5 protein-coding genes and 1 pseudogene are annotated in these 11,433 nt (G+C 59.9%); 5 read left to right on the plus strand and 1 reads right to left on the minus strand.

The window, feature by feature from the left end; all coding sequences use genetic code 11:
• Positions 1–211 precede the first annotated feature (211 nt).
• From IPM39_22280 to IPM39_22300, 5 genes and pseudogenes are all read left to right on the plus strand, one after another.
• Positions 212–1,175, plus strand: a pseudogene (locus IPM39_22280) (NAD-dependent epimerase/dehydratase family protein).
• Between the two features lie 23 nt (positions 1,176–1,198).
• Complete coding sequence (locus tag IPM39_22285; protein ID MBK8988766.1) at positions 1,199–2,995, plus strand: L-fucose isomerase; 1,797 nt, start codon at positions 1,199–1,201, stop codon at positions 2,993–2,995.
• Positions 2,996–3,072: 77 nt separating this feature from the next.
• The gene (gene fucU / locus IPM39_22290) at positions 3,073–3,498 is read left to right on the plus strand and encodes an L-fucose mutarotase (GenBank protein ID MBK8988767.1); all 426 of its coding nucleotides are present in this window, start codon (positions 3,073–3,075) and stop codon (positions 3,496–3,498) included.
• A 16-nt stretch (positions 3,499–3,514) separates the two neighbouring features.
• Positions 3,515–4,948: a rhamnulokinase gene (locus tag IPM39_22295; GenBank protein MBK8988768.1), complete on the plus strand. Its 1,434-nt coding sequence runs from the start codon at positions 3,515–3,517 to the stop codon at positions 4,946–4,948.
• A gap of 65 nt (positions 4,949–5,013) precedes the next feature.
• Positions 5,014–6,318: a class II aldolase/adducin family protein gene (locus IPM39_22300; GenBank protein MBK8988769.1), complete on the plus strand. Its 1,305-nt coding sequence runs from the start codon at positions 5,014–5,016 to the stop codon at positions 6,316–6,318.
• 104 nt (positions 6,319–6,422) lie between these two features.
• On the opposite strand, the gene IPM39_22305 is transcribed toward IPM39_22300, so the two are convergent.
• Entirely contained in the window at positions 6,423–11,291 is a 4,869-nt protein-coding gene (locus IPM39_22305; protein ID MBK8988770.1) for a proprotein convertase P-domain-containing protein, read from the minus strand.
• Positions 11,292–11,433 lie beyond the last annotated feature (142 nt).

Below are 11,433 nucleotides of genomic sequence, written 5' to 3' on the forward strand. Positions count from 1 at the left end.
CGAAACATCTTCTTTACAAATTTACGCTGAATTGTCATTCTGAGCGGAGTCTTCGGAGCGAAGAATCCCTGTGGCTTAGTCAAGTGAACGGGATGCTTCACTCCGAAGACTCCGTTCAGCATGACACGCCTTCTTGCTAGATTTGCAAAGCACAGAGTACTTAGAATGAACCATGCCCAATCTCCAAACTAAAAAGAGGTTATCGAACATTATGAAAACAGCACTTGTTTGTGGCGCTGGTGGGTTTATCGGCGGCCATCTGGTTCAGAAGTTGAAGGATGAGGGGTATTGGGTGCGCGGCGTGGACATTAAGGCGCATGAATACCGGCCAACGGCCGCTGACGATTTCCAGCTGCTCGATTTGCGCCAGGAAGCCAACTGCCGCGCGGCGCTGACGCTCAACGGCGGCACATTCGACGAGGTTTATCAGTTGGCGGCCGACATGGGCGGCATGGGCTTCATCCACTCCGCCGAGTGCGAGATTATGCACAACAGCGCCCTGATCAACATTTCACATGACCCATCAGGCGGCCGAATTGGGTGTGCCGCGCTACTTCTTTTCGTCGTCGGTGTGCGTGTACCGCGACATGCAGCCCGGCGAGCCGGAAATGACCGAAGCGGAAGCCATTCCGGCCAACCCGGACAACGAGTATGGCTGGGAAAAGCTGTACTCGGAGCGCATGGCGCTGGCTTACGAACGCAACCAGGGCATGACAGTGCGCATCGCCCGCTTCCAAAACTGCTACGGCCCTTATGGGACCTGGACCGGCGGGCGCGAAAAAGCCCCGGCGGCCATCTGCCGCAAGGTGGCCGAAGTGGAAGATGGCGGCACGATTGAGGTATGGGGGGATGGCACGGCCGTTCGCTCTTATACCTACGTCACCGACATGGTGGACGGCATCTACCGCCTGATGCACTCCGACCTGGTCGGCGCGGTCAACATCGGCTGCCCTGAATATGTCAGCGTCAATGAACTGGTGACGGCCGTTGCCGAAGTCGCCGGTAAAACCATCCATGTCAAACACATCCACGGCCCCGTCGGCGTGCAGTCGCGCAACTTCAGCAACGAACGCATCTACACCACCGGCTGGCAGGCCAACTACTACCTCCAACAAGGCATCGCCGCTACCTACCCCTGGGTCGAGGCCCAGGTGAAGGCGAAGCGCGGGTATTAGTGGAAAGAAGGAGCCATGAACCGATGAATGTAAATCCGCCACACAATCGTTTGGTAGGCAGCCCGCCCAAGATTGGCATTCGGCCGGCGATTGACGGCCGTCGCCAGGGCGTGCGCGAATCGTTAGAAGAGACCACCATGACCATGGCCCGCACGGTGGCCGATTTCCTCAGCGCCAACCTGCGCCACGCCAACGGCCTGCCGGTGGAGTGCGTCATCGCCGACAGCTGTATTGGTGGGGTGAAAGAGGCGGCGGAAACGGCCGTTAAATTCCAGCGTGAAGGCGTCGGCCTCTCCATCACCGTCACCCCCGCCTGGTGCTACGGCTCGGAAACCATGGACATGGACCCACTCATCCCCAAAGCGGTCTGGGGCTTCAACGGCACAGAGCGTCCCGGCGCGGTCTATCTGGCGGCGGTGATGGCCGCCCACGCGCAGAAAGGGCTGTCGGCGTTTAGCATTTACGGCCGTGATGTGCAAGACAGCGGCGACACCACCATCCCCGCCGACGTGCAAGAAAAGCTGCTGCGCTTCGCCAAAGCCGGATTAGCCGCCGCCGCCATGCGCGGCCAATCCTACCTGGCGATGGGCGGCGTTTCCATGGGCATCGCCGGTTCCATCGTGGATCAGCCCTTCTTCGAGAGCTACCTGGGGATGCGCGTGGAAACGGTAGACATGAGCGAATTCAGCCGCCGCCTGAACCAGAACATCTTTGATCCCGACGAATACGACAAGGCGCTGGCCTGGACCAAAGCCAACTGTCCTGAAGGCCAGGATTACAATTCGCCGCAGCACAAACGCAGCCGCGAGCAGCAAGACAGCGATTGGCAAGTCTCGGTCAAAATGGCGCTCATCGCCCGCGATCTGATGGTGGGCAACCCGCGCCTGGCGGAATTGGGTTACGCCGAAGAGGCCAACGGCCACAACGCCCTGGCGGGCGGCTTCCAGGGACAGCGCCAATGGACCGATTATTATCCCAATGGCGACTACATGGAAGCCATCCTCACCTCCTCGTTTGACTGGAACGGCATCCGCCAGCCCTACATCGTCGCCACCGAAAACGACGCCCTGAACGGCGTCAGCATGTTGTTCGGCCACCTGCTCACCGGCGCGGCGCAAATCTTCGCCGACGTGCGCACCTATTGGAGTCCAGCCGCAGTGAAGCGCGTGACCGGTTATGAATTAAACGGCCGTGCCGCCGACGGCATCCTCCACCTCATCAACTCTGGCCCGGCTGCCCTGGATGGAACCGGGCAGCAAGAGCGCGATGGGCAGCCGGTCATGAAACCATGGTGGGAAATCACGCCGCCAGAGGCACAGGCTTGTCTGGCGGCCACCACCTGGCACGCCGGCATGACCGAATACTTCCGCGGCGGCGGCTGGTCTACCCAATTCCGCACGCGCGGCGGCATGCCCATGACCATGTGCCGCCTGAATTTGGTGAAAGGGCTTGGCCCGGCGCTGCAAATCGCCGAAGGCTGGAGCGTGGACTTGCCCGACGCCGTGCATGAAATTCTCAACGAGCGCACCAACCCCACTTGGCCGACAACCTGGTTTGCGCCGCGCACCAGCGGCGAGGGCCTATTCCGCGACGTGTACACGGTGATGAACAACTGGGGCGCCAATCATGGGGCGATTTCCTACGGCCACATCGGCGCAGACCTGATCAGCCTGGCGGCCATGCTGCGCATCCCGGTCTACATGCACAACGTGCCGGAGGAACTGGTCTTCCGCCCCCACGTCTGGACCGCCTTCGGCGGGATGGAACCGGCCGGCGCCGACTTCCGCGCCTGCGCCAACTTTGGGCCGTTGTATGGGTAGAGAATTCCCTGGGAGCGTCGGCGCCTCGCCTGCCAGGGCGGACGGGACGTCCGCGCTCCTATTTTCAAGGAGGAAAGATGTTAAGAGGTATTTCACCGCTGTTTAGTCCGGAGCTGCTGGCGACGTTGTACGAGATGGGGCATGGCGACGAGATTGTCTTGGCCGATGCCCATTTCCCCGGCCACAGCACCAACGATCTGGTCATCCGGGCGGATGGGCTGCAGATCGAGTCTTTGTTGGGCGCAATTTTGCCGCTGTTTGTCCTGGACAGTTATGTCGAAGACCCGTTAGCCATGATGTCCTGCGTACCCGGCGACGAGCCAGACCCTGACGTGGAAAATGGCTATCGCGCTATTATTACCACCTATTCTCCCGGCGCGCCGCCAATTCGCTTCATCGAGCGTTTCGCTTTTTACGAACGGGCCGCCAACGCTTACGCCGTCGTCATGACCGGCGACACGCGCAAATACGCCAACATCATCCTGAAAAAAGGCGTATCGTGAGTTAGATCGAAACGCCATGACACACAAGACAGTTTTGGCGGTTGACCTGGGCGCGGAGTCGGGGCGGGTAACGGCCGTTCACTTTGACGGTGAGCGGCTGACCATCGAGGAACTGCATCGCTTTCCCAATGGCGCGGTGAATGCGCGGGGTACGTTGTATTGGGATTTTTTGCGCCTGTGGGCGGAGATTCAGGCCGGGATTGAGCGCGGCAAGGCGCACCAACCGGCGGGCATCGGCGTGGATACGTGGGGGGTAGACTTTGGGCTGTTGGACCGCGACGGCCGTCTGCTGAGCAATCCCGTCTGTTACCGCGACGACCGCACAGAGGGCATGATGGCCGCCGCCTTCGCCCGCGTGCCCCAGGCCGAGATTTATGCCCAGACGGGCATCCAGTTTGCCCGCTACAACACACTCTATCAGCTTCTCAGCCTGGTGCAAAGCCAATCCCCCCTGCTGGATGTGGCCGACACACTGCTGCTGTCACCCGACCTGCTGAACTACTGGCTCACCGGCGTGCAAGCCGCCGAACAAACCATCGCCTCGACGACGCAAATGCTGGACGTGCAGACGCGGCAGTGGGCGACAGGACTGCTGGCGCGGCTGGACATCCCAACACACATGCTGCCGCCGATTGTGGCGTCGGGGACGCGGTTGGGCAGCTACCAGAACATCCCGGTTTTTGCCTCCGGGGGGCATGATACGGCCAGCGCGGTGGCCGCCGTGCCCACAACAACGGCCGATTATGGCTACATCAGCAGCGGCACATGGAGTCTGGTGGGGTTGGAGATGGAACGGCCGTTTGTCACCCCGGCAGCATTCGCGGCCAACGTCACCAACGAGGGTGGCGTAGATGGCAGCGTGCGGCTGCTGGCGAACGTGGCCGGATTGTGGCTGTTGCAGCAGTGCCGCGCGGCCTGGCGCGGGCACGGCCGTGAATTCGATTACCCCACCCTGGTGAAGCTGGCCGAAGCCGCCCGCCCGCACACCGCCTTCATCAACCCCAACGCGCCGGAATTTCTGACGCCGGGCGATTACCCGGCGCTGGTGGCCGCCTTTTGCGCCCGCAGCGGCCAGCCCGCGCCACCAGACGAAGGCGCAGTGGTGCGTGTGCTGCTGGAAAGCCTGGCGCTGGAGTACCGCACCCTGTTTGCGCGGCTGGCCCATTTGACCGGCCGCGCCCTTGAGGTCATCCACATTGTCGGCGGCGGCACGCAAAACCAACTGCTCAACCAGATGACCGCCGACGCCACCGGTCGGACGGTGATCACCGGCCCCATCGAGGCGACAGTGCTGGGCAACGCCCTGGTCCAGCTCATCGCTCTGGGCGAATTGGCCGATTTGCGCCAGGGGCGGCAGGTAGTGGCTCAGTCGGGCTTGCTGCGGCGCTATGAACCAGGAGGGGAAACGGCCGTGTGGGACGAGGCGCATCGGCGTTACCAGGCGCTTTAAATTTTAGGACATGGTTCATCGAGCGGAACATCTTCTTGCTGAATTTTTGCATTTCAAGGACTTCTATGAACTTTCAATTGTTACACCCCCGCGACCAGTTGGTCGCTGTTATGAATCGGATTTATCACAGTGGTATGACAACGCTGTCCGGCGGCAATTTGTCCATTCTGGACGACAATGGCGATATTTGGATTACCCCGGCGGGTGTGGACAAGGGGCGGCTGACGCCGCAAGACATCATGTGTGTGGCTGATGACGGCCGTATTATCGGCGACGGCCGTATCACTGGCCGCCATCGCCCCTCCACCGAACTGCCCTTCCACCGCGCCATCTACACCGCCCGGCCCGATTTACGGGCCATCGTCCATGCCCATCCACCGGCGCTGGTGTCGTTTAGTCTGGCGCGGCAGGTTCCCGATATGCGGGCGCTGCCGGCTGCCTGGCGCATTTGCGGCGCTGTCGGTTATGCCCCCTACGCCCTCACCGGCAGCGAACAGTTGGGGCGCCACATCGCCGCCACCTTCGGCGCTGGCTTCAACAGCGTGATGCTGGAGAATCACGGCGCGGTGACCGGCGGCGAAACGCTGTTAGACGCTTTTCAGCGGTTGGAGATGCTGGAGTTTGCGGCGCGGGCGCTGCTGCGGGCGGCGGCGCTGGGTCCCATCCACAGCCTGACAGACGAGCAAATAGCTTTCCAGGCGGAGCAGCCAGAGGCGCTGCCAGAATTTGCGCCGGCCGGGCACAGCAGCCATGAACGAGAACTGCGCCAGCAGTTGGCCGACGCCGTACACCGCGCCTACGACCGGCAGTTGATGGTCAGCTCGCAGGGCGCGGCCTCGGTGCGCGTGGACGAGACCCGTTTTCTCATCACGCCAACGGGCGGTGACCGGCGCAGCCTGGCGATTGATGATCTGGTGTTGGTGGCCGACGGCCGTCGGGAAACCGGCAAGTTCCCCAGCCGCGCCGCCCGCCTGCATCAGGCCATCTATGCCGCCCAACCAGACGTGCAGTGCATCATCCAGGCGCAGCCACCGCACGCCACCGCCTTTGCCATTGGCGACGGCCGTTTCGACACCCGTACCATCCCCGAAAGCTACATCCTGCTGCGCGGCATCCCCACATTTCCTTTTGCCCGCCATTATTACGCGCCGGAGGAGTTGGCGACGGCCGTGTCCTTCCATGCGCCGGTGGCGCTGCTAGCAAATGAAGGGCTGCTCGTTGTTGGCAAGCACATCTTGCAGGCTTTCGACCGGCTGGAGGTGGCCGAATTTAGCGCCCGGTCGCTGTTGGATACAGCCGCGCTCGGCCCACTGGTTCCCATTGGCGAGGATGAACTGCGGGAGTTAGAAGCGGCGTTTAACCTGACGTAATTCAGTTGGGTGGCTTGAGCGTAGCGTAGTAAGGTTACTCAAAACAAAAAGGGGGTCGGCCAAAGCCAACCCCCTTTTTAATTACAGCAGAAAGCAATTAAACCTTACGGTTTAACCACCACGGGCAGATAGAGATACCACATAGGCGCTGTTGGCACGTTGGCCGTTGTCGTCAATGTGGCGCTGGCGGTGGCCGAAGCATCTGTTTGCGAGACGGCCGTCACTGTGGCAGCATCGTCATCCCCATCGGCTGCGCCCGCAGGCACAACGACAGTCACGTCGAATGTTGTACTCGCGTTGGGCGCCAAGGTGACGCTGGCATCAGACAGCGTTGCCGTCCAAACGCCGGTCGCGGACAGGTCGAACGTATCCGTGACGCTGCCGGTGTTGGTCAACGTCAGGGTGTATGTCACCACTGTGCCCACATCGCCAGTCTGAGCCTGGTCGCCGGACAATTCCACACCATAAGTGTCGGTAACTGTCAGTTCCACCGGCACTTCTACCAGCGGCTGCGCAGAATCGTTGCTGTTAACACAAAGGGTCGCTTCATAGCTGCCAGCGATTAGCCCAGTGCTGTCGAAGGTAACAACGACATCGCTGCTGCTGCCAGCTGCCGCGCTGCCGCTGTCCGGTGTAACGCTCAACCAGGGAATATCCTCCGGCGTGCTACAGGTGGAGGGTGTAGCGCTTCCTTCAATGACAAAGGGCAGGTCTTGTGGCGTGAGCGTGCCACCATCATTGGCTGGGCCCCAGGTTCCGGTGAACTGCAGCCCATTCCCCGTTGTCGTCTGGCCGAGGATAGTGACCGGCGGCGCCCAGGGACCAGAAGCCAGGGAACCATCCGTCGTCCAGTCGAACCAATACTCACCGGCTGGCAAGAAGAGACCACCCAGGTTAGCCACGTTCGCCATAATCGGCCGTGTCGTGTTGCCGACTGTGGTTTCCGACGTGCGGTAGATGTTGGACCAAGTTGTGGACGACAGGCGGTTGGTGGTCAGGTCGCCAAAGACGATGCTGGAACCACCTACATTGGGCGGACCATCCCAGATTTGCACGTACAGGCCGGTAGTGGTGGAGGTGGTGGTGGAGCCTGTCTGGTAGGTGTAGAAGGTTACGCTATCCAGCAGCCAACCACCGGCAGGTACGGTGAAGTCATCGGCCATGCGGTTGCCAACCAAGAATTGGTTGCCAAAGCCCAGGGTAGTCATGAGCAGGGAGGTGACTTGCAAGCGGGAATCATCTGCGCCGCCTGCGCCGCCGCCTGGGTGGGTGACCAATGAGCCGTTGTCATAGAGAACGGCCGTTGGCGCACGAGCGGGCAGCGCTTCAACGATATTCCAGTCCAGACTACCTGTGCCTACATTGGTAATGGTCATGGGCGCAGTAGCTTGTGCGCCGAAACCAACGGTTGCATTTAACGCCAGTGGGTCAACACTGATAATCGGCTGTACCTCGACTGTCAGTGCTACCGCCACAGCCACAACCGGTGTGACCGGATCATCGCTGCCCACACAGAGTGTGCCATTGTACACACCCGGTGTCAGCCCGGTCGAATCAAATGTCACTGTGACATTAACATTGTTGCCCGCTGGCGTCACGCCATTGGCAGGGGCGGCACTCAACCACGGGATATCGCTTGGCGTTGCACATGCTGCGGGCGCTTCGGTGATGTTCCAGGTCAGGGGACCTAAGCCATTGTTGGCGATGTTCAAATTCTGCGTAGTGGTGGTGTTGGGCAGTTGAGCACTCGCCAGATTGTCAGGGGTAACAGCTATCTCGGGCTGGCCTGCTAACAGCACCTCAACGTCGTCAATCTGGAACCACCAATCATAACCAGGAGCAAAATAGGTGAAACGCACTTGCAGCAGCGGTTGGCCGATGTAGGCAGACAGATCTACAATGTTCTGCGCGGGGCCACGGTCGCTCACCAGGTAAGTTTCCAGGTTCGTCCAGGTTGCGCCGCCATCGGTGGAGATGTCCACCGTGCCTTGATCGGCCACGCCGAGGTCACGGTAGTCGTAGCGGTACGTGAGTACCGGGCTGGTGGCCCCTGTCAGGTTGAAGAAAGGGGTGCGCAGTTCGGTGTTCATGGTTGTACCAGAACCACAGTTGTCGGAGTTGGCTTCGGCGGCAAAGCCATCGCCACCGGTGAGGTTGGCATAGCCGGTTGTTTCCGTGCTTTCCCAGACGCAGGTTCCGCCGTTGTTGATCACTGTCCAACCGGCGGGCGGGAACCCGGCCGTACCAGCGTTAAAGTCTTCCAACGGCAGGCCGTTTGAGGTCACAATGACGTTTACTGTCGCCGTGTCGCTGTCTGTGGAGACAAAGGTGGGGCCGGCGTTGTAAGCGGTCCAGGTGGCGGTGTTAACGGTGGTGGCGTTGATGACGGCCGTTTCCGTTACAAAAACGCTTGCGCCAGGAATCAATGCGTAACTCAAGCCGTTAAGAATCGTCCCCAGTTCGCTGTCTACCAGATCGTGCAGGTTAAGCGTTGTCAGGCCACTGTTCAAGACTTCGTAGCAGTAGACAACAGTAGCGCCTGCCAGAACATTAATCTCGCTGGTATTCGCGCAAACGGCAGGGTCAGTGCCGACCGTTTTATTCAGGGAGATGCTCGGCTGCACAACGGTTACGGTAGCGTTTGCTGTGTCGCTAATGACGCCAGTTGGCCCGGCGTTGTAGGCCGTCCAGGTGGCGATATTGGTGGTCGTTTGCGTGATGACGCTGGTTTCCGTTATAAAAGCGGATGCGCCCGGAACCAGCGAATAGGGGAAGGCAGACAGCAAGTCACCCAGTTTGTCGTCTTCCAGATCATGCAGCGTCAGGGTAAGCGTGCCGGTGTTGGTCACTTCATAGCAGTAGGTGACTTCATCGCCGGGGCCAACGCTAATGGCGCTGCCACTGGCACAAACAGACGGGTCAGTGCCGACCGTCTTATTCAGGTCAATGATGGGCGTGCCCTGTGGCGGCGCGCAAGCGGTAATGGTGACATCATCAACGGCGATGCCAGCGAAATTAACAGTGCTATCGGAGGACAGGTTGAAACGCAGTTCAACCTGCTGCCCGGCAAAGCTGCTAATGTCGGCGCGGTGAATACGCCAACCGGCGCTTGGCTGCGTGGTGACTAATGGGCTACCTACCGTAGAGCGCAGCATCGCATCATACCATTCCCAAACGCGCTGTGGGCTGCCGCCGCCTACCTGCTGCACATCCACAAAAGCGTTGTCCCAATTAGCATTTTCAATTTGGTGCTTTTGCGACCAGGTGAGTTGGATTGGACCGAACAACCCGCTGAGGTTGATATTGGGGGAAAGCAGGTCTTGGTTACTGGATATGCTGTAGTCGCCGACGAGATTGGTGACCCAGCAGTTTGCGCCGCTGTTGCAAGTGTTGAGAGGAACGGCCGTTGGCGCGCCGTAGGCCCAATCTACAGCCGTGCCAGACGTGGTGAAACCGCCGTTGTCGGCCTCAAAGTCAGTGCTGAACACCGTGACGGGATCATAGCCTACCGGGCAGGATGGCGGTGGGGGCGGTTCGCAAATGGTCAGCGCCCAGTTTTGTAGTACACCATCATTAGCTGCCAGGTCGTCGTACACCTTCAGCGTCCAATCGCCGCCCGCGTATTGGCCGTCGAACCAGGAAAGCCGCGAGGACGCTTGTGGTTGGTAGACCATGCCGCTCATGACAGTATAGGAAGAAATTGGAATAGCCGCCTCGTCATCCAAAGTCAGGTTCATCCCCTGCTGTGTACTGACGCCGCGGTCGTTAAACATAATTACTTCATTGCCCCCAGGGGATACCAGTACCACATCCAGGTCAGGCATGTTGGTGTGCGTCAGGACGACGGTCACGTCCAGGTCGGCAATGAGCGGGTTGCCCGGCACATTGAGGGTGGAGGTAACCAGGCCTGGTCCGGTAGGAATAGTAACCGGCACATTGGCGCTGGTGTAGGTGGTGCAGCTTGCCGTCGCCGGGACGGCAGGGAAGACCGATACGGACAAATGGTAGGTCCAGGTAGGATCACCAGTGCCCGCTGTGGAAGGATCCACGTAGGCGTAATAGGTTCCCGCTTCTTTGACGGTGAAGAAGAACGCTTCAGAATTCGGTGACGTGGTACTGGCGTCATTGACAAGCAAAATAAGCGCTGGGTTCCCAAACGCGCCCAGACCTACACGGCCGTTCCAGGTTGTACCGCCATCTCGTTCTGGATCCAAATCCAGGCTCAAGTAAACGGTATCACCGGCATTGAGGGCAAACAGGAAAACGTCATTATCAGCCGCTGGATCAATGACCCCGCTGACCCAACCGGAAGGCGGTAACGCCTGCCCACCATCAGAGGCATTGTTCGGCTCCGTTTCGGCCACCGGGCTGCCGCTGCGCAGTTGGAAGTACAGGTCATAGGGGCGCATTGTGGTGGTGGCAGTGGTGGACCTGACTTGCAGGTAATAGGTACCGGCAGCCGGCAGTGTCGCGCCGGCAATGCTCGACGAGGATGCCGCGAAGCTGCCGTCGTTAACGTCAACTTCGATCACCGTGGTCCCGTCCGTGTCGAACAGCGTCAACGTGCTGTCGGTGCTGCCAGGCGAGAACACCGTCATCGTCGCTGCGTAGACGCGGTCGCCGGCATTACCGGTGAAAGAGAAATAGTCCAGGTCGCCCGCAGGGAAGGTGTTGCCACGGAGGATAGCGACGCTGCCGCCGAGGGGATTGGCGGTGGCCGGGGTGTTGTTGGGTTCAACTTCGTACACGGAAATGGCGCCCAATGGAGCAGCCAGGTTGGTTGGGGACACATTGCCCGCTATTTGCCCGCCGAGAGAGGACTGAGAAATCTCGCCCGTTTCCGAAGGCTCGGGAGTAACATCCTCTTTGCCAGCCGACCCTGTGTCTCGGGGCGAACCGGCAAGGGCCACTGAAAAGAGCGTGAGGCTCAACAAAAGACCCACGCACAAAAACACAAATCGTACCCTCTTCATATCATTTTCTCCTTATACTGTCACCATCTATATGGTATGAAACATTAACAGTAGGCACATCTACTGTCTTAAAAACATGTATGTGGTTGGGGAAATAAAGGATTTAGAAAGCGCCAAGACAATTTCCCGATTGGTAAGTTCA

The sequence above is a fragment of the Candidatus Leptovillus gracilis genome (genome assembly GCA_016716065.1).
Lineage (GTDB): Bacteria > Chloroflexota > Anaerolineae > Promineifilales > Promineifilaceae > Leptovillus > Leptovillus gracilis.

Bases quoted from the DNA above. Each gene is read 5' to 3' on its own strand.
- fucU (MBK8988767.1), top strand. From the start codon at position 3,073: ATGTTAAGAGGTATTTCACCGCTGTTTAGTCCGGAGCTGCTGGCGACG.
- IPM39_22295 (MBK8988768.1), top strand. From the start codon at position 3,515: ATGACACACAAGACAGTTTTGGCGGTTGACCTGGGCGCGGAGTCGGGG.
- IPM39_22305 (MBK8988770.1), bottom strand. From the start codon at position 11,291: ATGAAGAGGGTACGATTTGTGTTTTTGTGCGTGGGTCTTTTGTTGAGC.
- IPM39_22300 (MBK8988769.1), top strand. From the start codon at position 5,014: ATGAACTTTCAATTGTTACACCCCCGCGACCAGTTGGTCGCTGTTATG.
- IPM39_22285 (MBK8988766.1), top strand. From the start codon at position 1,199: ATGAATGTAAATCCGCCACACAATCGTTTGGTAGGCAGCCCGCCCAAG.